This is a genomic window from Cronobacter sp. HA18003 (assembly GCF_011605905.1).
GTDB classification, from domain to species: domain Bacteria; phylum Pseudomonadota; class Gammaproteobacteria; order Enterobacterales; family Enterobacteriaceae; genus Cronobacter; species Cronobacter sakazakii.
In genome coordinates this window covers 36,126-60,402 of record NZ_JAANQO010000023.1, presented here as the reverse complement: position 1 = coordinate 60,402, position 24,277 = coordinate 36,126, and the positions used below count along the sequence as shown (strand labels likewise).

Sequence of the window (24,277 nt, the reverse complement as noted above, 5' to 3'; positions counted from 1 at the left end):
TCTGGAGCCTGTCGTGTCGTCTTTACCGGTCGCCGCCGTTTTGCCTGAACTTCTCAACGCCCTGCAGCACGCGCCGCAGGTGCTGCTGTGCGCCCCGACCGGCGCGGGGAAATCGACCTGGCTGCCGCTGGAAATTTTAAAGTCCGGCGTGCTGGACGGGAAAATCATCATGCTGGAGCCCAGAAGACTCGCGGCGCGCAACGTGGCGCAGCGTCTGGCGGATCTGCTCGGCGAGCCGTGCGGCGAAACCGTGGGCTACCGGATGCGCGCTGAAAGCTGCACCGGCCCGGCCACGCGGCTGGAAGTCGTGACCGAAGGCATTCTGACGCGGCTGTTGCAGCGCGACCCGGAGCTTTCCGGCGTGTCGCTGGTGATCCTCGATGAATTCCACGAGCGCAGCGTGCAGGCGGATCTCGCGCTGGCGCTGTTGCTTGATGTCCAGCAGGGGCTGCGTGAGGATCTCAAACTGCTGATTATGTCTGCGACGCTCGACAACGCGCGCCTGCAGGCGCTGCTGCCGCAGGCGCCGACGGTGGTCTCCGAAGGGCGCAGTTTCCCGGTGGAGCGGCGCTATCAGGCGCTTTCCGCGCATCAGCGTTTCGATGAGGCGGTGGCGCAGGCGGTAAGCGGGCTGTTGCGTGAAGAACCTGGTTCGCTGCTGCTGTTTTTGCCGGGCGTCGGTGAGATCCAGCGCGTGCAGACGCAGCTTGCGGAGCGCGTGGGGCGCGACGTGCTGCTGTGTCCGCTCTACGGTGCGCTGCCGCTCGCGGAGCAGCGCAAGGCTATCCTGCCCGCGCCGCCGGGCTTTCGCAAAGTGGTGCTCGCCACCAATATCGCCGAAACCAGTCTGACCATCGAAGGCATCCGACTGGTGGTCGACAGCGCCCAGGAGCGCGTGGCGCGCTTTGACGCCCGCACCGGGCTGACGCGCCTTATCACGCAGCGCATCAGCCAGGCGTCGATGACCCAGCGCGCCGGGCGCGCCGGACGTCTTGAGCCGGGCATCTGCCTGCATCTTCTGCCAAAAGAGCAGGCGGAACGCACCGCCGCGCAGGCGGAAGCGGAAATCACGCAAAGCGATCTCTCCGGGCTGCTGCTGGAACTGCTGATGTGGGGATGCCGTGACGTGACGGATCTCCAGTGGCTCGATCTGCCGCCTGCGGTGAACCTTGCCGCCGCGCGCGAACTGCTCACGGCGCTGGGCGCGCTGAAAGAGGGCCAGCTTACCGCGCGTGGACGCCAGATGGCGCAGTTCGGCAACGATCCGCGCCTCGCCGCGATGCTGGCCTGCGCCGAAGGCGCTGACGCGCAGGCGACGGCGGCGCGGCTCTCCGCCATCCTTGAAGAGCCGCCGCGCGGCGCAGAGGCTGATTTGCGCAGCGCCTTTTCCCGAAGCCAGGGCAACTGGCAGGCGCGCAGCGCGCAACTCATGAAGCGGCTTAACGCCCGCGGCGGCACGCCGTCGCTCTCGCTGGCGCCCGCGCTGCTTGCCTGCGCGTTCAGCGACCGCATCGCGCGTCGTCGTGGGCAGGAAGGGCGTTATCAGCTCGCCAACGGCATGGGCGCGATGCTCAGTCAGGATGACGCATTGACGCGCTATGAGTGGCTTATCGCGCCGCTCTTATTGCAGGGCAGTAACAGCGCCGACGCGCGGATTTTACAGGCGCTGCCGCTGGATATTGACGCGCTCATTGATGAATGCCCGCATCTGCTGAGCCAGCGCGATTCGCTGGAGTGGAATGACGAACAGGGTACGCTGCGCGCGCAGCGCCGCTGGCAGGTAGGGCAACTGGTGCTGAAAACGCAGCCGCTCTCAAAACCCTCCGAAGACGAGCTTCATCAGGCGATGCTTAACGGCATTCGCGAAAAAGGGCTTTCTGTTCTTAACTGGACGCCAGAGGCGGAGCAGTTGCGCCTGCGTTTGCACTGCGCGGCGCGCTGGCTGCCGGAGCAGCCGTGGCCGGACGTCAGCGACGAGGCGCTGCTGGCGTCGCTTGATGTCTGGCTGTTACCGGCGCTTCACGGCGTGCATTCGCTGCGCGCGCTGAAAAATATTAATCTCGCCCAGGCGCTGCTGCATTTACTCGACTGGACGCAGCGGCAACGGCTGGATAGTGCGCTGCCGGCGCATTACACTGTGCCGACCGGCAGCCGGATAGCGATTCGCTATCATGAGGAAAACCCACCGGCGCTGGCGGTGCGCATCCAGGAGATGTTCGGTGAAGCCGAAACACCGGTTATCGCCGAAGGCCGGGTGCCGCTCACCCTTGAACTGCTTTCACCCGCCCAGCGGCCGCTACAGATCACGCGCGATCTCAGCGCGTTCTGGCGCGGCGCCTGGAAAGAGGTGCAGAAAGAGATGAAAGGGCGCTACCCGAAACATGTCTGGCCGGACGATCCGGCCAACGCGCTGCCAACCCGGCGCACCAAAAAGTATCAGTAACGGCGGCGTTGCCGTCGTGATGATTTGAGAGCTTTCTTCTTCCGCCTGCGTGCGGAAGAGCCAAGAATCTGGCCTTTGCGCCTGTACGTTGTGGAGAAAAAGCATGGCGGGGAATGACCGCGAACCTATCGGACGCAAAGGACGACCGACGCGTCCGGCAAAACAGAAGGTAAGCCGTCGTCGTCTCAGGGACGAGGATTATGACGATGAATATGAAGACGATGATGAGGAGCCGATGCCGCGTAAGGTAAAAGGCAAAAAAGGCAAAGGCGGAAAACAGGGCGGCAAACGCCGCTGGCTGTGGCTTCTGTTAAAGCTGTTTGTGATTTTTGTGGTGCTGCTGGCTATCTACGGCGTCTATCTCGATCAGAAAATCCGCAGCCGTATCGATGGCAAAGTCTGGCAACTGCCGGCGGCGGTCTACGGGCGCATGGTTAACCTTGAGCCGGATATGACCATCAGCAAGCAGGAGATGGTGAAGCTGCTGGAGGCGACGCAGTATCGTCAGGTGACGAAAATGACGCGCCCTGGCGAGTTTACCGTCCAGGCCAACAGCATCGAGATGATCCGCCGTCCGTTCGATTTCCCGGACAGTAAAGAAGGGCAGATCCGCGCGCGTCTGGAGTTTGACGGCGACCATTTGGCCTCTATCGAGAACATGGACAGCAACCGTAACTTCGGTTTCTTCCGCCTCGATCCGCGGCTGATTACGATGCTGTCATCGCCGAACGGCGAGCAGCGCCTGTTTGTGCCGCGCTCCGGATTCCCGGATCTGCTGGTGGACACGCTCGTCGCGACGGAAGACCGCCACTTCTACGAGCATGACGGCATCAGCGTCTGGTCGATTGGCCGTGCGGTGCTGGCGAACCTGACGGCGGGCCGCGCGGTGCAGGGCGGCAGTACGCTGACGCAGCAGCTGGTGAAAAACCTGTTCCTGACCAACAAGCGTACCCTGTGGCGTAAAGCCAACGAAGCGTACATGGCGCTTATCATGGACGCGCGTTATGACAAGGACCGCATCCTTGAGCTGTACCTGAACGAGGTGTATCTCGGCCAGAGCGGCGACGATCAGATCCGCGGCTTCCCGCTGGCGAGCCTCTATTACTTTGGTCGTCCGGTTGAAGAGCTGAGCCTCGATCAGCAGGCGCTGCTGGTGGGCATGGTGAAGGGTGCGTCGCTCTATAACCCGTGGCGTAACCCGAAACTGGCGCTGGAGCGTCGTAACCTGGTGCTGCGCCTGTTGCAGGAGCAGAAGGTTATCGACCAGGAGCTCTACGACATGCTGAGCGCCCGTCCGCTCGGGGTACAGCCGCGCGGCGGCGTGATCTCCCCGCAGCCGGCGTTTATGCAGATGGTGCGTCAGGAGCTGCAGGCGAAGCTTGGCGATAAAGTGAAAGATCTCTCCGGCGTGAAGATCTTCACCACGTTTGACTCGGTTGCGCAGGACGCGGCGGAGAAAGCGGCGGTGGAAGGCATTCCGGCGCTGATTAAACAGCGCAAGCTGAAAGATCTCGAAACCGCGATGGTGGTGGTGGACCGTTTCACCGGCGAAGTCCGCGCGATGGTGGGCGGCGCGAATCCGCAGTTCGCGGGCTATAACCGCGCGATGCAGGCGCGTCGCTCGATTGGCTCGCTCGCCAAACCGGCGACCTATCTGACTGCGTTAAGCCAGCCGAACACCTATCGTCTGAATACCTGGATCGCCGATGCGCCGATCTCCCTGCGCCAGCCGAACGGGCAGGTGTGGTCGCCGCAGAACGATGATCACCGCTTCAGCGGCCAGGTGATGCTGGTGGATGCGCTGACGCGCTCCATGAACGTGCCGACGGTAAACCTCGGTATGGCGCTCGGTCTGCCAGCCGTGACGGACACCTGGAAAAAACTGGGCGCGCCGGAAAATCAGCTGCATCCGGTTCCGGCTATGCTGCTCGGTGCGCTTAACCTGACGCCGGTAGAAGTGGCGCAGGCGTTCCAGACTATCGCGAGCGGCGGTAACCGCGCCCAGCTCTCGGTGCTGCGCTCGGTGATTGCCGAAGATGGCACCGTGCTGTATCAGAGCTTCCCGCAGTCGGAGCGCGCCGTACCGGCGCAGGCCGCCTACCTGACGCTCTGGACGATGCAGCAGGTTGTGCAGCGCGGTACCGGCCATGCGCTGGCGGTGAAATTCCCGAAACTGCATCTCGCCGGGAAAACCGGGACCACCAACAACAACGTCGACACCTGGTTTGCCGGTATCGACGGGCGTGAAGTGGTGATCACCTGGGTGGGCCGCGACAATAACCAGCCGACCAAGCTCTACGGGGCCAGCGGCGCGATGGCGATTTACCAGCGCTATCTGAGCAACCAGTCGCCGATCCCGCTGGATCTGACGCCACCTGAAGATATCGTCGACATGGGCGTTGACGATATGGGCAACTTCCTGTGCGGCGGCGGTGGCATGCGTACGCTGCCGGTCTGGACCAGCGATCCGAACGCGCTCTGCCAGCAGAGCCAGCCGGTCGCGCCGTCGGGCAATCCGTTCGATCAGTCCGCGCCGCAGCAGCCGCAACAGCAACAGCCTCAGCAGGCGCCGCAGCAGGAAGAGAAGAGCGACGGCGTCGCGGGCTGGATTAAAGACATGTTCGGCAGCAACTGACGCTCCGTTCGGGAACACAGGGCTTAGCGCCTCTCCGGCTTCGGCGGGATGAGGGCTAAGCCCTTTTTTATTGTCACCGCTTTTTAAAGTGCCGGTAACGATTCGCTATCCGCTGATTAACCAGATAATTTCCTCTGGTGATTAATTGGGCCATTGGCCGCCCGCGCTGCGCCAGGCGCTTGCTATATAAACAACCTTTCGCATATCATCTCGGGCGCATAATAATAATTCTCGTTTACGTTATCATTTGTCACTATCACTCAGAGAAATTAGCATGGCGCGTTCCACTCACACTCAGATCAATACCAGGATTTGCAGACTGGCGGTTGTTGTTGCAACGGCGTGCGGCGGCTTTGCCGCTTCCGCGTTAGCCGCCGACGGCCAGAAAGAGGAAACCATAACCGTTTCCGCTGCTGCTGCGCAGGAAAGCGCCTGGGGCCCGGCCCCGACCATTGCGGCGAAGCGTTCCGCCACCGCCACCAAAACCGATACCCCGATTGAAAAAACGCCGCAGTCCGTGTCCGTCGTGACGCGCGAAGAGATGGATACCCGTCAGCCGACCACCGTGAAAGAAGCGTTGAGCTATAGCCCGAGCGTTTTCTCCACACGCGGCAGCTCCTCAACTTACGATGTCGTGACCATCCGCGGTTTTACGACCTCAACCACGGTGAACACTAACCAGTACCTCGATGGAATGAAGCTTCAGGGCAACAACTACTCTGAAATTTCCATGGATCCTTATTTCCTGGAACGCGTGGAGCTGATGCGCGGGCCGACGTCCGTGCTCTATGGCAACAGCAACCCTGGCGGTATCGTCAGCATGGTCAGCAAACGTCCGACCACCGAGCCGCTGCGCGAAGTGCAGTTCAAAATGGGCAGCCATAATCTCTGGCAGACCGGTTTTGATTTCAGCGACGCGATTGATGACGCGGGCGTGTGGTCTTATCGTCTGACCGGTTTAGGCCGCAGCCAAAATGCTCAGCAGGAGATGGCGAAATCGTCGCGTTACGCGATTGCCCCTTCGTTCAGCTGGCGTCCGGATAACAACACCGATTTTACGTTCCTGAGTAACTTCCAGAGCGACCCGTACGCCGGTTTCTACGGCTGGCTGCCGCGCTCCGGCACGATCGTGCCGTATTACGATGCTAACGGTAAGGCGCATAAGCTGCCGACTGATTTCAACGAAGGCGAAGAAAATAACAAGATGTCTCGCCGTCAGCAGATGGTTGGCTACAGCTTCTCGCACGCCTTCGATGACACCTTCACGCTGCGCCAGAACCTGCGTTACACCCGCGAGCACACGCTTTACCGCTCGGTGTACGGCAATGCGTTTGTTGCGCCGTCCACGATTAACCGCGCGTATGTCCGTTCCGATGAGGACATGAACGCCTTCAGCGTCGATACGCAGTTGCAGTCTAATTTCGCGACTGGCGCGGTGGATCATAAGCTGCTGACCGGCGTTGATTACTCCCGCATGCGCAACGACATTAACGCGGACTACGGCACCGCCAGCCCGCTCAATATGCTGGATCCACAGTACGGCAACCCTGACATTAACGTGAACTTCCTCTATGACGTGATTAATCGTCAGGAGCAAACGGGCCTGTATGTGCAGGATCAGGCGGAGTGGAACAAGTGGGTAATGACTTTAGGCGGCCGTTACGATTTCGCGAAAACGTCCACTTATACCCGCTCCTCCGGCGCGCTTGCTGAGATTAACGATCAGCAGTTCACCTGGCGCGGCGGCATCAACTATCTGTTCGATAACGGCGTATCGCCGTACTTCAGCTACAGCGAATCGTTTGAGCCTGTCTCTGGTTCCACCTTAGGCCGCAAACCGTTCGAGCCCTCACGCGGCAAGCAGTATGAAGCGGGCGTGAAATATGTGCCGAAGGATATGCCGGTCGTGCTGACGGCCGCGGTATATCAGCTCACAAAAGATAAAAACCTGACGGCCGATCCGGCGAATAACAGCTTCAGCGTCCAGGGCGGTGAGATCCGTTCCCGCGGCATTGAACTGGAAGCGAAAGCGGCTGTGTCAGCGAATGTGAATGTGACCGCGTCTTATAGCTTTACCGATGCGAAATATACGCATGACACGCTCTTTGAAGACAAGCGTCCGGCGGAAGTGCCGCGCAATATGGCGTCGCTGTGGGCGGATTACACCTTCCACGATACCGCGCTGAGCGGCCTGACTGTCGGCGCTGGCGGCCGTTATGTCGGCAATACCGTCAGCTATTACGCCTACGGTGATAAACAGAATCAACCGTTTAACGTTGCAAGCTACACCGTGGCGGATGCGATGGTGAAATACGATCTGGCGCGTTTAGGCCTGCCGGGCTCGTCTGTCGCCTTAAACGTCAATAACCTGTTTGACCGCGAATATGTCTCTAGCTGCTACAAAGACTACGCATGCTACTGGGGCGCGGAACGTCAGGTTACGGCGACCGCCACATTCCGCTTCTGATCCGTCTTTGGGCACGCTTTGGCGTGCCCTTCAACAAGTTGGCTACCATGCAGGACAAAATTTCCCCGCCCGATGCTGGTTTTTCGTTAAAAGATGTCACTTTTCGCGTGCCCGGACGCACGCTGCTGCACCCCTTGTCGCTCACCTTTCCGGCGGGCAGAGTCACCGGCCTTATCGGCCATAACGGCTCCGGCAAATCGACGCTTCTGAAAATGCTTGGTCGTCATCAGAAACCCTCCGGTGGCGACATTCTGCTTAACGGCGAGCCGCTGGCGGGCTGGAACAGCAAAGCGTTCGCGCGTGAAGTCGCGTATCTGCCGCAGCAGTTGCCCGCCGCCGAAGGCATGACGGTGCGTGAACTGGTGGCGATTGGTCGTTACCCGTGGCACGGCGCGCTTGGGCGTTTTGGGGCGGAAGACCGCGAACGGGTGGAGGAGGCGATTAGCCTGGTGGGGCTTAAACCGCTTGCGCACCGGCTGGTAGACAGCCTTTCCGGCGGCGAGCGCCAGCGGGCCTGGATTGCCATGCTGGTGGCGCAGAACAGCCGCTGCCTGCTGCTCGACGAACCGACCTCAGCGCTGGATATCGCTCATCAGGTCGACGTGCTGGCGCTGATCCACCGTTTAAGCCAGCAGCGCGGGTTAACCGTGATTGCGGTACTGCACGACATCAACATGGCCGCGCGTTACTGCGACCATCTGGTGGCGCTGCGCGGCGGGGAGATGATAGCCCAGGGCAGCCCGCTGGAACTGATGAACGGCGAAACGCTCAAACAGATTTATGGCATTCCGATGGGCATCCTGCCGCATCCGGCGGGCCTCGCACCCGTGAGCTTTGTCTGCTGATGCGCGACGTTCTCTCAACCCCTTTCAGCCGTCGGCGTCTGATGACGGCGATGGCTCTCTCGCCGCTGATGTGGCACATGGCGAAAGCCCGTGCGGCATCGGTGGATCTCAAACGTATCGTGGCGCTCGAATGGCTGCCCGTCGAACAGCTGATCGCGCTTGGCGTGATGCCTTACGCGGTGGCGGATGTGCCGAACTACCGCCTGTGGGTTGATTATCCGCCGCTGCCGGATGCCGTCATCGACGTCGGGCTGCGTACCGAGCCCAATCTGGAGCTGCTCACTGAGCTTAAGCCGTCGCTGATGATCTGGTCGGCCGGTTATGGCCCATCGGAAGCGCAGCTTAAGCGTATCGCACCCGGCATGGGCGTGACGTTTACTGACGGTAAAGCGCCGCTCGCGATGGCGCGGCAGTCGCTGCTGACGCTGGCCGAACGGCTGGGCCTTGAGAAAGCGGCCCATGCTCACCTTGATGAATTCGAACAGTTTCTTACACAGATGAAAGCGCGCCTGGCGGGACGCGGGCAGCGTCCGCTGCTGATGATGTCGCTGCTGGACTCACGCCACGCGCTGACGCTTGGCACTAACAGCCTGTTTCAGCCGGTGCTGGACGCGGTGAAGATCCCCAACGCCTGGCAGGATAAGACCAACTTCTGGGGCAGCGCGATTGTCGGCGTCGAGCGGCTTGCGCAGTTCCGCGACGCTGACGTCATCTGCTTTGAGCATGGCGATGATCAGGCGATGCGCCAGCTTGCCGCCACGCCGCTCTGGCAGGCGATGCCGTTCGTACGCGAGGGCCGTTTTCAGCGCGTGCCCGCCGTCTGGTTTTACGGCGCGACGCTCTCGGCGATGCGCTTTGGCCGCGTGCTGGAAAACGCGCTGGGAGGCCGGGCATGAGGCGACATCATCTGCTTTTCCCGGCGCTGCTGCTGGGACTGCTGTTCGCGCTGGCGCTCGGCCTGAGCTGGGCCAACCTGAACGCCTGGCTGCCGCGCGCGCAGTGGCAAGAGGCGCTGTGGCGCCCCAATATCGACGCCATCGATCAGATGCTTTTCCATTACAGCCTGCTGCCGCGCTTTGTGGTATCGCTGTTGGTCGGTGCCGGGCTTGGGCTGGTTGGCGTACTGTTCCAGCAGGTGCTGCGTAACCCGCTGGCGGAGCCGACCACGCTCGGCGTGGCGACCGGCGCGCAGCTTGGCGTGACCGTGGCGACGCTCTGGGCGCTGCCGGGCGGCGTGTTGACCGCGCAGTTCGCGGCACTGGCCGGTGCCTGCGTGGTCGGGCTGCTGGTGTTTGGCGTCGCCTGGGGCAAACGCCTCTCGCCGGTCACGCTGATTCTGGCGGGCCTGGTGGTGAGCCTCTACTGCGGTGCCGTCAATCAGTTGCTGGTGTTGTTCCATCACGATCAGCTGCAAAGCATGTTTTTGTGGAGCACCGGCGCGCTTAACCAGAACGACTGGAGCGTGGCGGCGCGGCTGTGGCCACAACTGCTGGCAGGCTTCTTACTGACGCTGCTGCTGTTGCGCCCGCTTACGCTGATGGGGCTGGATGACGGCGTGGCGCGCAATCTTGGGCTTGCGCTGTCGCTGGCGCGGCTCGCGACGCTGACGCTGGCGATTGTTATCAGCGCGCTGCTGGTCAACTCGGTCGGGATTATCGGGTTTATCGGGCTGTTCGCGCCGCTGCTCGCGAAAATGCTCGGCGCGCGTCGGCTGCTGGCGCGGTTGCTGCTGGCGTCGTTCATCGGCGCGCTGCTGCTGTGGCTGTCGGATCAGTTTATCCTCTGGCTCTCCCGCGTCTGGCTGGAAGTCTCCACCGGGATGGCAACGGCGCTGTTTGGCGCGCCGCTGCTGCTGTGGCTCCTGCCGCGTCTGCGTACCATGAGCGCGCCGGCGATGAACGCGGGCGACACGATCCCGGCCGAGCGCGGCCATGTGGCGCGCTGGGCGCTGGCGGGGCTGTTACTGCTGCTGGGCGTGGCGGCGCTGGCGCTCTGTTTTGGCCGCGACGCGCACGGCTGGGTGTGGGCGCAGGGTGACGTGCTGCGCGAGCTGCTGGGCTGGCGCTGGCCGCGCGTGCTGGCGGCGCTATGCGCAGGCACGATGCTGGCGGCGGCGGGCTGTATTATCCAGCGGCTGACCGGCAACCCGATGGCGAGCCCGGAAGTGCTGGGCATTAGCTCCGGCGCGGCGTTCGGCGTGGTGTTGATGCTGCTGTTCGTGCCGGGCGACGCATTCGGCTGGCTGCTGCCGGCGGGCAGCGTCGGGGCGGCGGCGACGCTGATGATTATTCTGATTGCCGCCGGACGCGGCGGGTTTTCGCCGCACCGGATGCTGCTCGCGGGGATGGCGCTCAGCACCGCGTTTACGATGCTGCTGGTAATGCTGCAGGCGAGCGGCGATCCGCGTATGGCGCAGGTGATCACCTGGATCTCCGGCTCCACTTACAGCGTGACGCCGCAGCAGGCGCGAAATTCGCTGTGGGTGATGCTGATATTGCTGGCGCTGACGCCGCTGTGCCGCCGCTGGCTGACGGTGCTGCCGCTTGGCGGCGAGACCGCGCGTGCGGTCGGGATGGCGCTGACGCCGACCCGCATTGTGCTGCTGTTGCTGGCTTCAGCGCTGACCGCCGCGGCGACGCTGACCATCGGGCCGCTGAGTTTTATCGGGCTGATGGCACCGCACATTACGCGGATGCTCGGTTTTCGCCGCGCGTTGCCGCAGCTCATTATCGCTTCGTTGCTCGGCGGTATGTTGATGATGCTGGCCGATTGGGCAGGGCGGATGGTGATGTTCCCGTACCAGATCCCGGCCGGGCTGCTGGCGACGTTTATCGGCGCGCCCTATTTTGTGTATTTGTTGCGTAAGCAGAGCCGTTAATCAGAGGCAGGAAATCGTGGTGGGTTGCCTGGGGAACGGTGGGGCGTTTGATGGATGAAAGGTGGGTGCGCTGCGCTTACCCACCCTACGTGGGGCGTTTGGTGGGTGAACGGTGGGTGCGCTTCGCTTACCCACCGTACATTGACTCACCTTTCTCAATGCATCGTAGGGCGGGTAAGCGTATGCGCACCCGTCACGGTCAAAAAACGGTTACAGCTTCGCAAACACCCGGCGCGCGGCGTCGATGGTGTTGTTGATATCTTCTTCGCTGTGCGCGACAGACATAAAGCCCGCTTCAAACGCCGACGGCGCGAAATAAACCCCTTCTTCCAGCATCAGATGGAAGAAACGCTTAAAGCGCTCGACATCACATTTCACCACATCCTGATAGCAGGTCACGCTGTCGGCATCGGTAAAGAAGAAGCCGAACATCCCGCCGACGTGGTTCACCACCAGCGGCACGCCGGCTTCCTGCGCGGCGTCGAGCAGGCCTTCCGCCAGTTGGGTCGTCAGCGCGTCGAGGGTGCTGTGAACGCCAGGCTGCGCCACTTCGCTAAGACATGCGAAGCCCGCCGCCATCGCAATCGGGTTACCAGAGAGCGTGCCCGCCTGATAAACCGGGCCAGTCGGCGCCAGCGCTTCCATCACTTCGCGGCGTCCGCCGAACGCGCCCACCGGCATACCGCCGCCGATGATTTTGCCAAGACAGGTCAGATCCGGCACCACGTTGTAGTACGCCTGCGCGCCTGCCAGCGCGACGCGGAAACCCGTCATCACTTCATCGATAATCAGCAGCGCGCCGAATTCGTCGCACAGCGCACGCAGGCCCGGCAGGAAATCGGGCTGCGGCGGGATGCAGTTCATGTTGCCAGCTACCGGCTCAACGATAATGCAGGCGATATCCTGCGGGTAAAGCTCGAAGGCCTCGCGCACAGAGGCGAGATCGTTATAGGTACAGGTCAGGGTATGTTTAGCGAAATCTGCCGGTACGCCCGGCGAGTTCGGCTGGCCAAGCGTCAGCGCGCCGGAGCCCGCTTTCACCAGCAGGTGATCCGCGTGGCCGTGGTAGCAGCCTTCGAACTTGATGATTTTATCGCGACGGGTAAAACCGCGCGCCAGACGGATGGCGCTCATGGTCGCTTCGGTGCCGGAGTTCACCATACGCACCATATCCATCGTCGGCACCAGTTCGGTGACGAGCTGCGCCATTTTCACTTCCATTTCCGTCGGCGCGCCGAAGCTCAGGCCGCGCTCTGCCGCTTCAATCACCGCGTTGCGAATCGCCGGGTGGTTATGGCCGAGCACCATCGGCCCCCAGGAGCCAACGTAGTCGATATAGGCTTTGCCGTCGGCATCATAGAGATAAGCCCCGTCCGCCCGTTCGATAAACAGCGGCGTACCGCCCACGCCGGTAAAGGCGCGCACCGGTGAGTTCACGCCGCCTGGGATAAGTTCGCGGGCGGCGGCAAAGAGGTTTTCAGACTTACTCATGAATCGGCTCCTGATTCGGGGAAAAGAGGGATAACGGGTTATTCTAAGTCATCCCTTCCACGTTATGAAAGTTTTGCCCGATTAAACCCCGACAGCGGGCAGGGTTTTTTTGAATGACGCCGCCGCACGGCGTACAATGCGCAGCCTGAATGCATCCCGGAGAACTGTTCGTATGAAGTCGCAGACGATACCCACCCGCCGCGTCAGAGGATTTCGACGCGCCGCGGTTATCCGCCAGTTACTGTCGCGTGACAAAACGCCGCTGACGATTTTGCTGCTGGCGTCTCTCACTGGCGTACTGGCGGGGCTTGCGGGCGTAGCATTTGAAAAAGCGGTCGCCTGGGTGACGGCGCATCGCATTGAAGGCCTGGCGCAGGTGGCGCACATCCCGTGGCTCGTCTGGCTGCTGGCGTTTTTGTTTTCCGCGTTGCTGGCGATGGTGGGCTATTTTCTGGTGCGCCGCTTCGCGCCGGAGGCGGGCGGTTCGGGTATTCCTGAAATCGAAGGCGCGCTGGAGGAGTTACGCCCGGTGCGCTGGTGGCGCGTGCTGCCGGTGAAGTTTTTCGGCGGGATGGGCACGCTTGGCGCAGGCATGGTGCTCGGCCGCGAAGGCCCGATGGTGCAGATGGGCGGTAATATCGGGCGCATGGTGCTGGATATTTTTCATCGCCCGGATGCCGAGGCGCGCCATACGTTGCTGGCGACGGGGGCGGCGGCAGGCCTGGCGGCGGCTTTTAACGCGCCGCTCGCGGGCATTCTGTTCATTATTGAAGAGATGCGCACGCAGTTTCACTACAACCTGATTTCCATTAAAGCGGTGTTTACCGGGGTCATTATGTCGACCATCGTCTTTCGCATTTTCAATGGCGAAAAATCGGTAATCGAAGTCGGGCAATTGACCGACGCGCCAGTTTATACGCTCTGGCTCTATCTGCTGCTGGGGATTATTTTCGGTGCCGTGGGGCCGCTGTTTAACCGTCTGGTGCTCGGGATGCAGGATGTGTTCGCACGTATTCATGGCGGCAATACTACCCGCTGGGTGTTGCTCGGTGGCGCGATTGGCGGCGCGTGTGGTCTGCTTGCGCTGTGGGAGCCTGCGGCAGCGGGCGGCGGGTTTGGGTTAATCCCCATCGCCGCGGCGGGTAATTTTACCGTCGGGATGCTGCTGTTTATTTTCATTGCGCGCGTGGTGACGACGGTATTCTGTTTCTCCTCCGGCGCACCGGGCGGGATTTTCGCCCCGATGCTGGCGCTCGGCACGCTGCTTGGCAGCGCGTTCGGCATGGCCTGCGCCGCCTGGTTCCCGCAGTGGCACTTACAGGCGGGCACGTTCGCCATCGCGGGCATGGGCGCGCTGCTTGCCGCCTCGGTAAGGGCACCGATTACGGGTATCGTGCTGGTGCTGGAGATGACGGATAATTACCAGCTCATTTTGCCAATGATTATTACCTGCCTCGGCGCGACACTGCTCGCCCAGTTCCTCGGCGGCAAGCCGCTCTATTCCACTATCCTCGCGCGAACGCTTGCGAAACAGGAGGCGGAACGACAGGCACAGGCCGACGGGCGGAATACTTGAACGATTTACCAGGGTAATAGATAATGGCCCTAAAGATCGGGTTATTCTTTGCCCGATTGCTGGTTTCAACGGGAGCAAAAAATGAGTGATGACGTAGCGCTGCCGCTGCAGTTTACCGACGCAGCCGCCAATAAAGTAAAAAGCCTGATCGCAGACGAGGACAACCCGAATCTCAAGCTGCGCGTCTACATCACCGGTGGTGGGTGCAGCGGCTTCCAGTATGGTTTTACCTTTGATGACCAGATTAACGATGGCGATATGACTATCGAGAAGCAGGGCGTGTCGCTGGTCGTAGACCCGATGAGCCTGCAATACCTGGTGGGCGGCGCGGTGGATTACACCGAAGGCCTCGAAGGCTCGCGCTTTGTGGTGAATAACCCGAACGCCACCAGCACCTGCGGGTGTGGTTCTTCCTTCAGCATCTGATTGCCTTGCTGAAATAAAAAAGCCGTGTTTTGCGACACGGCTTTTTTTATGGCTTACGCTTTTTCGTCCAGCGCGAAGGTGGGGAGCTTCAGGTGCCAGCGGATCGCGGCAAGACGGATCGCAAGCGTCACCACCATGCCCATCATGCTTGCCTGCTCCAGCGGCACTTCAAAGGTGTAAAACGCCGTCGCATGGACGATGCCGCCCACGATGCACGCGGTGGCGTAGATTTCGGTTCGCAGGATCATCGGGATTTCGCGCGCCAGCACGTCACGAATAATACCGCCGCCGACGCCCGTTACCACGCCCATGCAAATCGCCACCAGCGGCCCGGTGCCAGCCATAAACGCTTTATTCACGCCGATGCCGACAAACACCGCGAGGCCTACCGCGTCCAGCACCGGTAGCACCCACTTCGGCAGGCGACGCGGCTGGCGCACCAGCGCAATCGTCAGCAGACACGTCACCATCGCCACCACCAGATCGGTGGGATCTTTCACCCAGAACACCGGGCCATGATCGAGCGCCATATCGCGGATCGTACCGCCACCCACCGCGGTGACGACGCCCAGCACCAGTACGCCGAAAGGATCCATACGCAGTTTGCCCGCCAGCAAAACGCCGGAGATGGCAAACACCGCGGTGCCAATAATATCCAGCCAGTAAACCAGCATGATGTTCCTCGACTCGTTATTTTACCTCTGCCAGCGCCTGACAGAGCTGATTCGCGGCGAGGATAATACGCGGGCCGGCGCGCTCAAACCAGTCATCGTTAATGCTTATGACAGGAACATTTTGCAGAGGCTGCCAGAACTGCCGCGTGGCAGCGATGGACTTCTCGCCGCCGGTGACGACAACGGCCTCGGGATGGCGCGCCAGCACCTGTTCGCGGCTCACCTGCGGCCAGGGAACGGGGCTGTCGGCGAAGATATTCTCGCCGCCGCACGCCGCGACGATTTCATTCTGGATAGAGGCTTTGCTGGTGGTAAAAAGCGGGCGCATGCCGAACTGCAAAAACACGCGCTTTTTCGGCTGGCTTTTATATCGCGCAGTAAGCGCTTGCCAGCGCTGTTCAAGCTCGCGCGCCGCGGCCTGTGCCTTTTCCGGCGTCGGGCTGTAGGGGGCGAGCGCGCGCAGCGCGTCGGCCACCTGCGCGACATTTTGCGGATCGAGCCAGAGCACGTGAATGCCGAGCGATTTGAGCTGGTTTATCTGCCGTTCCGGGTTGCCGCCGCGCCAGGCGACCAGCAGATCGGGTTTAAGCGCCGCGATACGCTCCACGTTCATCCCCTGCCAGTTCGCCACCTGTTCGCGCTGACGCGCGGCGTCGGGGTAGTCAGAGTAAGCGCTTACCGCAACCGGCGTGATCCCGGCGGCAAAGGCGAGTTCGGTATTGGCAGGAGAGAGGGTAATAACCCGCGGCGCGGCAAAAAGCCACGCCGGGAGAACCAACAGGGCGACAAGCGCCCCGGTAAGCCAGCGTTTAGCCACGGTTCAGGCTCGTGAGCAGCGTCTCGACCATCAGGCTCGACTGCTTCGCCGCCACCGCCAGGAACTCTTCAAAGCTCAGGTGCGACTGCTGATCGGCGACGTCAGAGATAGCGCGCACCACCACAAACGGCACGCCGAAGTTATGACAGACGTGGCCAATGGCGGTCGCTTCCATCTCAACGGCAATCGCCTGCGGGAAGTTGTGGCGGATTTTAGCAAGGTTCACGGAACCGTTGATAAAGGCGTCGCCGCTCACCACCAGCCCGCGCACCGCGTGCAGGTTCAGTTTTTCGATGGTTTCCTGCGCCGCCGCGATCAGTTTTTCATCGGCTTTGAACGCCGCCGGGCAGCCCGCCATCTGACCATATTCGTAGCCGAACGCGGTGACGTCGGCGTCGTGGTAGCGCACTTCGTCGGAAACCACGATATCGCCCACTTTCAGCGACGGCGCGAGACCGCCCGCCGAGCCGGTGTTGATAATCACGTCAGGTTTGCAGTGCTCCAGCAGCAGCGTCGCGCCCATCGCGGCGGAAACTTTACCGATGCCCGATTTCAGCAGCGCCACATCCACGCCGTTGAGGGTGCCGGTGTAAATTTCGCAGCCGGCGATAGTCAGGGTCTGGCGGTTGTCGATTTTGTCACGCAGCAGCGTCACTTCTTCTTCCATTGCGCCAATAATGCCTGCTTTCATAGAGATACTCGCTAAATGATGGATTCAGAGGCATAGTCTATCATGGCAGACAGCAAGGATTTAATTCGCGTGCGCGCAGACCGGGAGGGCGGATGGAGAAAATCGATTTCCGAAACAAAATCAACTGGCATCGCCGGTATCGCTCGCCGCAGGGCGTGAAGAGTGAACACGAGATCCTGCGTATTTTTGAAAGCGATCGCGGCCGTATTATCAACTCGCCCGCGATCCGCCGCCTGCAACAGAAAACCCAGGTTTTTCCCCTTGAGCGCAACGCCGCGGTGCGCACGCGCCTTACGCACTCTCTGGAAGTGCAACAGGTGGGGCGCTATATCGCCAAAGAAGTGTTGAGCCGCCTGAAAGAGCAGGGGCTGCTTGAGGCGTATGGCCTCTCGGAGCTGACCGGGCCGTTTGAGAGCATTGTTGAGATGTCGTGCCTGATGCATGACATCGGCAATCCGCCGTTTGGCCACTTCGGTGAGGCCGCGATTAACGACTGGTTCAGCCAGCGGCTCTTTCCGGCTGATGCCGAAAACCTGCCCGTAAGCCAGGACCGCTGCACGGTGCAGACGCTGCGCCTGCAGGAGGGCGAAGAGGCGCTTAACGCCCTGCGCGGCAACGTGCGCCGCGATCTGTGTCATTTCGAAGGGAACGCGCAGGGTATTCGGCTGGTGCATACGCTGTTGCGCATGAATCTCACCTGGGCGCAGGTTGGCGGTATCCTCAAATATTCGCGCCCGGCCTGGCACCACGGCCCGGTGCCGGAAACCCATAGCTACCTGATGAAAAAGCCGGGGTTTTATCTCTCCGAAGATCAATATATTTCGCGGTTGCGTAAAGAACTGCAATTAGACACTTACAGTCGCTTCCCGCTTGCCTGGATTATGGAAGCGGCTGACGATATTTCTTATTGCGTGGCGGATCTCGAAGATGCGGTTGAAAAACGTATTTTCAGCGTTGAGCAGTTATATCAACATCTCTATGACGCCTGGGGTGAACATGCGCCGGGCGATCTCTTTAATCTGGTCGTGCAAAACGCCTGGGATAAATCGGGAACCAATCAATTGCACCACAGCGCGGAAGATCAGTTCTTTATGTATCTGCGCGTGAATACATTAAATCGGCTGGCACCTTACGCCGCGCAGCGCTTTATTGATAATTTGCCGGACGTCTTTAACGGTTCGTTTAATCACGCGTTGCTGGAGGATGACAGCCCGTACAGCCGCCTGCTGGAGCTGTATAAAAATGTCGCGGTGCGTCATGTATTTAACCACCCTGACGTCGAGCAACTGGAGTTGCAGGGCTACCGGGTTATTAGCGGGTTGCTGGATATTTACAGCCCGCTGCTTGCGCTGACGCTCGCGCAATTTCGCGAGCTGGTGGAAAAAGAGAGCGTACGGTCGCTGCCGATTGAATCGCGTCTTTACCATAAACTTTCCTCCCGTCACCGGCTGGCTTATATCGAGGCCGTGAGTCATCTACATCCGCAGGCGGCAGATTTCCCGGTTTGGGAATATTATTATCGTTGCCGTCTTATCCAGGACTATATCAGCGGCATGACCGATCTCTACGCCTGGGATGAATATCGCAAACTGATGGCGGTAGAATAAGCCGCTTCGTTTTGTAAAGACGGACAATAAATTTTTACTTTTTTCAGAAAATTAACGACGGAACTTCGCGCTATAAATCGACTCTGACAGACACCTTCACAGCAATTTATTTGCGTTACTTGTTAGTTGAGAATGAATCGATGAAAAAAACCACGTTAGCAATGAGTGCGCTGGCCCTGAGCCTGGGGCTGGCTTTAAGCCCGGCTTCCTTCGCCGCTGAAACCGCGTCCGCCGTGACGTCGCAGGCGATGCCGAGCCTGGCGCCGATGCTGGAAAAAGTCATGCCTTCTGTCGTCAGCATTAGTGTTGAAGGCAGCACCACGGTGAATACGCCGCGTATGCCGCGCAACTTCCAGCAATTCTTCGGTGATGATTCGCCGTTCTGCCAGGAAGGCTCACCGTTCCAGAGTTCGCCTTTCTGCCAGGGCGGCCCTGGCGGCGCGGATGACGGCGGCCAGCAGCAGAAATTTATGGCCCTCGGCTCCGGTGTGATTATCGATGCCGCCAAAGGTTATGTGGTTACCAACAACCACGTAGTGGATAACGCCACCACCATTAAAGTGCAGCTGAGCGATGGCCGTAAGCTGGACGCGAAAATCGTGGGTAAAGATCCGCGCTCCGATATCGCGCTTATCCAGATTCAGGATCCGAAAAACCTGACGGCGATTAAACTTGCCGACTCCGACAGCCTGCGCGTCGGCGACTACGCCGTGGCTATCGGCAACCCGTTCGGGCTTGGCGAAACGGTGACCTCCGGTATCGTCTCGGCGCTGGGCCGCAGCGGCCTGAACGCGGAAAACTATGAGAACTTTATCCAGACCGATGCGGCAATTAACCGCGGGAACTCCGGCGGCGCGCTGGTGAACCTGAACGGTGAGCTTATCGGTATTAACACCGCGATTCTGGCGCCGGACGGCGGTAACATCGGTATCGGCTTCGCTATTCCGAGCAATATGGTGAAAAGCCTGACGTCGCAGATGGTCGAATATGGCCAGGTGAAACGCGGCGAGCTGGGCATCATGGGCACCGAGCTGAACTCTGAACTTGCCAAAGCGATGAAAGTGGACGCCCAGCGCGGCGCGTTTGTAAGCCAGGTGCTGGCGAACTCTTCCGCCGCCAAAGCGGGTGTGAAAGCGGGCGACGTGATTGTGTCGCTGAACGGCAAACCGATTAGCAGCTTCGCCGCGCTGCGTGCGCAGGTCGGCACCATGCCGGTCGGCACGAAACTGACGCTCGGTCTGCTGCGCGACGGTAAACCAGTGAATGTCGATCTGGTGCTGCAGCAGAGCAGCCAGACGCAGGTAGATTCGTCTTCCATCTTTAGCGGTATCGAAGGGGCGGAGATGAGCAACCGCGCCGGTAAAGAGAAAGGCGTGGTGGTGAACAGCGTCAAAGCGGGCTCGCCTGCGGCGCGTATCGGCCTGAAGAAAGGCGATGTTATCGTCGGCGCGAACCAGCAGCCGGTGAGCAATATCGCTGAACTGCGCAAAATCCTCGACAGCAAGCCGTCGGTGCTGGCGCTGAATATTCAGCGTGGCGACAGCTCTATCTATCTGCTGATGCAGTAACACCTGATGTAAAAACAAAAGGCCGCGATTGCGGCCTTTTTTACGTCTGATGCCCGGCGCGAAACCCGCGGGCGACGCTTATTTGTTGCGGGTGAGCTTTTCGAGGTCGGATTCGATCTCTGAGATCTTGTTCGCCACGACGCTTTCCAGATGGCGCAGATCGTCCAGGATTTTGCGTTTGAGATCCACTTCGGTGCGGTCGCGCTGGCAGAGTTGATCCAGCTCGTCTATCACGTAGCGCAGGTTAGGGCTGATCTCCTGCACTTCTTTATAACCCTGACCCACGCCGTCGGCGACCACGGTTTTGCGCTGGCGTGGGTATTTAAACTTCACGCTCTTGGCGAAGAACTCGCCCTTATCCTTATGGAAGTAGATCTTCAGGATATCGTTGTTCGCTTCCTGGCGCAGACTGTAACGGTCGATTTCATCAGGATTGGTTATGCCAAGACTCTTAAGGTTGTCGTACATAGCGATCCCCCTGGGGAAATATTAACCTTTAGATAATTAATGAAAAGATCCCATCGCGCCACCCTCAGATGCGAAAAAGGCGGGTCAGGCCCGCCTTTTTTCGTTCTGCTTAGTCGATGGTGCGCAGCAGTTCGTTGATACCGACTTTACCGCGGGTTTTCGCGTCGACTTTCTTCACGATCACCGCGCAGTAGAGGCTGTATGAGCCATCTTTCGACGGCAGGTTGCCGGAAACCACCACGGAGCCTGCCGGCACGCGACCGTAGAAGACTTCGCCGGTTTCGCGATCGTAAATTTTGGTGCTCTGGCCGATGTAAACGCCCATCGAGATAACAGAGCCTTCTTCAACGATAACGCCTTCCACCACTTCGGAGCGCGCGCCAATAAAGCAGTTGTCTTCAATGATGGTCGGGTTGGCCTGCAGCGGCTCCAGTACGCCGCCGATGCCGACGCCGCCGGAGAGGTGAACGTTTTTACCGATCTGCGCGCAGGAGCCGACGGTCGCCCAGGTGTCCACCATGGTGCCTTCGTCGACATACGCGCCGATGTTGACATATGACGGCATCAGCACGGTGTTGCGGGCGATAAACGCACCCTGGCGCACGGCTGCAGGCGGCACCACGCGAAAGCCTTCTTTCTGGAAGCGCGCTTCGTCGTAGTTAGCGAATTTCATCGGCACTTTGTCGAAGTAGCGGCTTTCCGCGCCTTCAATCACCTGGTTGTCGTTAATGCGGAAGGAGAGCAGCACCGCTTTTTTCAGCCACTGGTGGGTGACCCACTCGCCGTTGATCTTCTCTGCGACGCGCAGTTCGCCACTGTCCAGCAGGGCGATAACCTGGTTGACCGCCTCGCGGGTGACGGCATCGACGTTCGCCGGCGTGATGTCGGCGCGGCGCTCGAAAGCGGATTCAATAACGTTCTGTAGCTGCTGCATAATTAGCTTCTTTCCTGATAACTTTTGGGTATTAAAAATTCACTACACTTTATCGTTTGGATTGAGGTCCTCTGTCAACCGTTGTCTCACCTCTTGCTGGAGCAGATTATTAAGCCCACGCCGGTCCGCTGTCGCGATTATAAATAAATCTTCTACTCGCTCCCCGATTGTACTGATTCGGGCCCCGTGCAGCGAAATGCCGAGGTCGGCGAAGACCTGCCCGACGCGCGCCAGAAGGCCGGGCTGATCGAGCGCGATAAGCTCCAGAAACGATTTTCTGTCGGTGTGCGTTGGCAGGAAATTGACCTCGGTTTCCACCGTAAAGTGCCGCAGTTTGGCCGGCTGACGGCGCGGCTGCGGCGGCTGCCAGGTGCGCTGGGTGATCGCCTGCTCAAGACCGTGGCGAATCGCCTCGTGGCGGTCGGGAGAGAGCGGGCTGCCGTCCGGCTCCAGTACAATAAAGGTATCCATCGCCATGTCGTCGCGGGTCGTGAAGATCTGCGCGTCGTGTACGCTCAGATTGCGCCGGTCAAGCTCGGCGCAGACGGCGGCGAAGAGGTAAGGGCGGTCCGGGCTCCAGATAAATATCTCGGTGCCGCCGCGCGTCGCCTGCGGGCTTAACAGGATAAGCGGCTTGCTGAGATCGTGACGGAGCAGATGCCGCGCGTGCCAGGCGAGCTGATTGGGACTGTGGCGCACAAAGTAGTTGGCGCGACAACGTCCCCAGATGTGATGCAACGCCTCTTCGTCGATGTTTTCCATACGCAGCAGCGCCAGCGCCTGAAGCTGGTGATGACGCACCCGCTCGCGCATGTCGGGCGTGCTTTGCATGCCGCGACGCAGCTGTTTTTCGGTCGCGAAGTAGAGTTCGCGCAGCAGACTCTGCTTCCAGCTGTTCCAGAGCGTTTCGTTGGTAGCGCAGATATCCGCCACCGTCAGGCAGACAAGGAAACGCAGCCGGTTTTCGGTCTGCACTTCTTCGGCAAACTGCTTAATGACTTCCGGGTCCTGAATGTCGCGGCGCTGCGCCGTGACCGACATCAGCAGATGGTGGCGCACCAGCCAGGCGACCAGCTGCGTTTCACGCGAGTTGAGGCCGTGCAGCTCGGCAAATTTCAGGATGTCCTGCGCGCCCAGCACCGAGTGATCGCCGCCACGGCCTTTGGCAATATCATGGAACAGCGCGGCGATGAGGATCAGTTCCGGGTGCGACAGGCGCGGCCAGAGATCCACGCAGAGCGGGTGTTTCGCGCGCGTCTCTTCTTTGGCGAAGCTTTCCAGCTTCAGCAGCACGCGAATGGTGTGCTCATCCACCGTATAGGCGTGGAACAGGTCGAACTGCATCTGGCCGACAATATGCGACCACTGCGGCATGTAAGCCCACAACACGCTGTGGCGATGCATCGGCAACAGGCCGCGGCTTACCGCGCCCGGATGGCGCAGCATCGCCAGAAACAGTGAACGGGCTTCCGGGATGTAACACAGCGGCTGTTTAAGATGGCGGCGCGCGTGGCGCAGATGGCGCAACGTGGTGGAGTAGATCCCGGTGATGTCGCGGTTACGCACCATCATATAAAACATGCGCAGAATAGCCTGCGGCTCGCGAATAAACAGCGTCTCGTCGCGCAGATCGATAAGCGTGCCGCGCAACTGGAAATCGTCATCCAGCACGCGCGGCTTTTCATCGGTGGTGAGCGCGAGAATCGCTTCGTCGAACAGTTGCAGCAGCATCTGGTTGAGCTCGCCGACGCGGCGCGTGACGCGGTAAAAATCCTTCATCATATGCTCAACCGGCTCGTTGCCTTCGCCTTCATAACGCAGGCGCTGGGCCACGCTCAACTGGCGATCAAACAGCAGACGGTTGTCGTAGCGGTTGAGTTCCAGATGCAGCGCAAAACGAATGCGCCACAGCAGATGCTGACACTCGTCGAGCTCGTTGCGCTCGGCTTCCGTCAGAAAGCCGAAGCCGACCATTTCACGGAGCGATGTGGCGCCAAAGTGGCGGCGCGCCACCCATTGCAGCGTGTGGATATCGCGCAGGCCGCCAGGGCTGCTTTTGATGTCCGGCTCCAGGTTGTAGCTGGTGCCGTGATAGCGCTGATGGCGCTCGTTCTGCTCTTCCACTTTGGCGGCGAAGAATTTTTCCGAAGGCCAGAAGCCGTCGCTGAAAATATGCTTTTGCAGTTCGAGAAAGAGCGCCACGTCGCCAATCAGCAGGCGTGATTCGATAAGGTTTGTGGCGACGGTGAGATCCGAAAGCCCTTCCAGCAGACACTCTTCCAGCGTGCGCACACTGTGGCCCACTTCCAGCTTCACGTCCCACAGGAGCGTCAGCAGCTCGCCCACTTTTTGCGCCTGCGCTTCGCTTAAGCGCTTGCGGCTCAGGATCAGCAGATCGATATCGGATAGCGGGTGCAGCTCGCCGCGCCCGTAACCGCCGACCGCGACCAGCGCGGTGTCCGGAGTGTCGCCGAAGCCTGCGGCAATCCACAGCCGTTGCAGGAGCTGGTCGATAAATTCAGTGCGGGCTTCAATGAGTTGTTCGGCGGTGTAGCCGTCGTCAAACGCCGCGCCCAGCCACTGCTGAAAAGCGTCGAGATGCTGTTTGATTTGCGCGCAGTTAAGCGCGTCGGCAGGCCAGGTGGCGGGGTAATCAGGCTGTCCGGGAAGAGGAGCAAGCGTGGTATTCACAGACTGCTCGGGTAATGTGTTACTCATCATGCGCCACCCATAAAAAAAGCCGGCGTTTGCCGGCTT

17 protein-coding genes are annotated in these 24,277 nt (G+C 60.3%); 10 read left to right on the top strand and 7 right to left on the bottom strand.

The genetic code is table 11. The features are described from left to right. The first annotated feature begins 13 nt into the window (after positions 1-13). The 6 genes from hrpB (at position 14) to fhuB (ending at position 11,268) form a co-directional block, all read left to right on the top strand. Complete coding sequence (hrpB, locus tag G6041_RS14350) at positions 14-2,443, top strand: ATP-dependent helicase HrpB (RefSeq protein WP_041460607.1); 2,430 nt, start codon at positions 14-16, stop codon at positions 2,441-2,443. Between the two features lie 103 nt (positions 2,444-2,546). Beyond that, the gene (gene mrcB / locus G6041_RS14345) at positions 2,547-5,078 is read left to right on the top strand and encodes a bifunctional glycosyl transferase/transpeptidase (protein WP_012125726.1); all 2,532 of its coding nucleotides are present in this window, start codon (positions 2,547-2,549) and stop codon (positions 5,076-5,078) included. A gap of 274 nt (positions 5,079-5,352) precedes the next feature. Then, positions 5,353-7,545, top strand: coding sequence for a ferrichrome porin FhuA (fhuA, locus tag G6041_RS14340; protein ID WP_012125725.1), 2,193 nt, complete (start codon positions 5,353-5,355; stop codon positions 7,543-7,545). A gap of 47 nt (positions 7,546-7,592) precedes the next feature. Further along, positions 7,593-8,390, top strand: a complete 798-nt coding sequence (gene fhuC / locus G6041_RS14335; protein WP_004386154.1) for a Fe3+-hydroxamate ABC transporter ATP-binding protein FhuC — start codon at positions 7,593-7,595, stop codon at positions 8,388-8,390. Then, entirely contained in the window at positions 8,390-9,286 is an 897-nt protein-coding gene (gene fhuD / locus G6041_RS14330; RefSeq protein ID WP_012125723.1) for a Fe(3+)-hydroxamate ABC transporter substrate-binding protein FhuD, read from the top strand. The genes fhuC and fhuD overlap by 1 nt, the downstream gene beginning before the upstream one ends. Then, positions 9,283-11,268 (top strand): Fe(3+)-hydroxamate ABC transporter permease FhuB, encoded by a 1,986-nt coding sequence (gene fhuB / locus G6041_RS14325; protein ID WP_012125722.1) that lies wholly within the window; start codon positions 9,283-9,285, stop codon positions 11,266-11,268. The genes fhuD and fhuB overlap by 4 nt, the downstream gene beginning before the upstream one ends. A gap of 210 nt (positions 11,269-11,478) precedes the next feature. On the opposite strand, the gene hemL is transcribed toward fhuB, so the two are convergent. Continuing rightward, positions 11,479-12,759: a glutamate-1-semialdehyde 2,1-aminomutase gene (gene hemL, locus G6041_RS14320; RefSeq protein ID WP_014729567.1), complete on the bottom strand. Its 1,281-nt coding sequence runs from the start codon at positions 12,757-12,759 to the stop codon at positions 11,479-11,481. Between the two features lie 172 nt (positions 12,760-12,931). On the opposite strand from hemL, the gene clcA reads away from it, so the two are divergent. Together clcA and erpA are read left to right on the top strand one after the other, a co-directional pair. Next, on the top strand, positions 12,932-14,335 hold the full coding sequence (gene clcA, locus G6041_RS14315; protein ID WP_012125720.1) for a H(+)/Cl(-) exchange transporter ClcA: 1,404 nt from the start codon (positions 12,932-12,934) through the stop codon (positions 14,333-14,335). A gap of 81 nt (positions 14,336-14,416) precedes the next feature. Then, the gene (erpA, locus tag G6041_RS14310; protein ID WP_004386149.1) at positions 14,417-14,761 is read left to right on the top strand and encodes an iron-sulfur cluster insertion protein ErpA; all 345 of its coding nucleotides are present in this window, start codon (positions 14,417-14,419) and stop codon (positions 14,759-14,761) included. Positions 14,762-14,814: 53 nt separating this feature from the next. Here the strand turns inward: erpA and G6041_RS14305 are convergent, their stop codons facing one another. The 3 genes from G6041_RS14305 to mtnN are packed head-to-tail and all read right to left on the bottom strand — an operon-like array spanning position 14,815 to position 16,943. Continuing rightward, positions 14,815-15,435, bottom strand: coding sequence for a TRIC cation channel family protein (locus G6041_RS14305; RefSeq protein ID WP_004386148.1), 621 nt, complete (start codon positions 15,433-15,435; stop codon positions 14,815-14,817). A 16-nt stretch (positions 15,436-15,451) separates the two neighbouring features. Beyond that, the gene (gene btuF, locus G6041_RS14300; protein ID WP_012125719.1) at positions 15,452-16,252 is read right to left on the bottom strand and encodes a vitamin B12 ABC transporter substrate-binding protein BtuF; all 801 of its coding nucleotides are present in this window, start codon (positions 16,250-16,252) and stop codon (positions 15,452-15,454) included. Beyond that, the gene (mtnN, locus tag G6041_RS14295) at positions 16,245-16,943 is read right to left on the bottom strand and encodes a 5'-methylthioadenosine/S-adenosylhomocysteine nucleosidase (protein ID WP_007896708.1); all 699 of its coding nucleotides are present in this window, start codon (positions 16,941-16,943) and stop codon (positions 16,245-16,247) included. The genes btuF and mtnN overlap by 8 nt, the downstream gene beginning before the upstream one ends. 92 nt (positions 16,944-17,035) lie before the next feature. Between mtnN and dgt the strand changes: the two genes are divergently transcribed. After that, positions 17,036-18,550 carry a dGTPase gene (gene dgt, locus G6041_RS14290; protein WP_012125718.1) on the top strand — a complete coding sequence of 505 codons (1,515 nt, stop codon included), beginning with the start codon at positions 17,036-17,038 and terminating at the stop codon, positions 18,548-18,550. A 140-nt stretch (positions 18,551-18,690) separates the two neighbouring features. Then, the gene (degP, locus tag G6041_RS14285; protein ID WP_012125717.1) at positions 18,691-20,118 is read left to right on the top strand and encodes a serine endoprotease DegP; all 1,428 of its coding nucleotides are present in this window, start codon (positions 18,691-18,693) and stop codon (positions 20,116-20,118) included. 78 nt (positions 20,119-20,196) lie between these two features. Here the strand turns inward: degP and G6041_RS14280 are convergent, their stop codons facing one another. From G6041_RS14280 to glnD, 3 genes are all read right to left on the bottom strand, one after another. Next, positions 20,197-20,586, bottom strand: coding sequence for a DUF3461 family protein (locus G6041_RS14280; RefSeq protein WP_004386143.1), 390 nt, complete (start codon positions 20,584-20,586; stop codon positions 20,197-20,199). Positions 20,587-20,695: 109 nt separating this feature from the next. Continuing rightward, positions 20,696-21,520 carry a 2,3,4,5-tetrahydropyridine-2,6-dicarboxylate N-succinyltransferase gene (gene dapD, locus G6041_RS14275; RefSeq protein WP_004386142.1) on the bottom strand — a complete coding sequence of 275 codons (825 nt, stop codon included), beginning with the start codon at positions 21,518-21,520 and terminating at the stop codon, positions 20,696-20,698. A 42-nt stretch (positions 21,521-21,562) separates the two neighbouring features. Then, a complete protein-coding gene (glnD, locus tag G6041_RS14270) occupies positions 21,563-24,238 on the bottom strand; it encodes a bifunctional uridylyltransferase/uridylyl-removing protein GlnD (RefSeq protein WP_041460747.1) in 2,676 nt (891 codons plus the stop codon). Positions 24,239-24,277 lie beyond the last annotated feature (39 nt).

What these genes read in the sequence shown, in the direction of transcription:
- mrcB (WP_012125726.1), top strand. Translation starts at nt 2,547, where the DNA reads ATGGCGGGGAATGACCGCGAACCTATCGGACGCAAAGGACGACCGACG.
- fhuA (WP_012125725.1), top strand. Translation starts at nt 5,353, where the DNA reads ATGGCGCGTTCCACTCACACTCAGATCAATACCAGGATTTGCAGACTG.
- fhuC (WP_004386154.1), top strand. Translation starts at nt 7,593, where the DNA reads ATGCAGGACAAAATTTCCCCGCCCGATGCTGGTTTTTCGTTAAAAGAT.
- fhuD (WP_012125723.1), top strand. Translation starts at nt 8,390, where the DNA reads ATGCGCGACGTTCTCTCAACCCCTTTCAGCCGTCGGCGTCTGATGACG.
- fhuB (WP_012125722.1), top strand. Translation starts at nt 9,283, where the DNA reads ATGAGGCGACATCATCTGCTTTTCCCGGCGCTGCTGCTGGGACTGCTG.
- hemL (WP_014729567.1), bottom strand. Translation starts at nt 12,759, where the DNA reads ATGAGTAAGTCTGAAAACCTCTTTGCCGCCGCCCGCGAACTTATCCCA.
- clcA (WP_012125720.1), top strand. Translation starts at nt 12,932, where the DNA reads ATGAAGTCGCAGACGATACCCACCCGCCGCGTCAGAGGATTTCGACGC.
- erpA (WP_004386149.1), top strand. Translation starts at nt 14,417, where the DNA reads ATGAGTGATGACGTAGCGCTGCCGCTGCAGTTTACCGACGCAGCCGCC.
- G6041_RS14305 (WP_004386148.1), bottom strand. Translation starts at nt 15,435, where the DNA reads ATGCTGGTTTACTGGCTGGATATTATTGGCACCGCGGTGTTTGCCATC.
- mtnN (WP_007896708.1), bottom strand. Translation starts at nt 16,943, where the DNA reads ATGAAAGCAGGCATTATTGGCGCAATGGAAGAAGAAGTGACGCTGCTG.
- dgt (WP_012125718.1), top strand. Translation starts at nt 17,036, where the DNA reads ATGGAGAAAATCGATTTCCGAAACAAAATCAACTGGCATCGCCGGTAT.
- degP (WP_012125717.1), top strand. Translation starts at nt 18,691, where the DNA reads ATGAAAAAAACCACGTTAGCAATGAGTGCGCTGGCCCTGAGCCTGGGG.
- G6041_RS14280 (WP_004386143.1), bottom strand. Translation starts at nt 20,586, where the DNA reads ATGTACGACAACCTTAAGAGTCTTGGCATAACCAATCCTGATGAAATC.
- dapD (WP_004386142.1), bottom strand. Translation starts at nt 21,520, where the DNA reads ATGCAGCAGCTACAGAACGTTATTGAATCCGCTTTCGAGCGCCGCGCC.
- glnD (WP_041460747.1), bottom strand. Translation starts at nt 24,238, where the DNA reads ATGAGTAACACATTACCCGAGCAGTCTGTGAATACCACGCTTGCTCCT.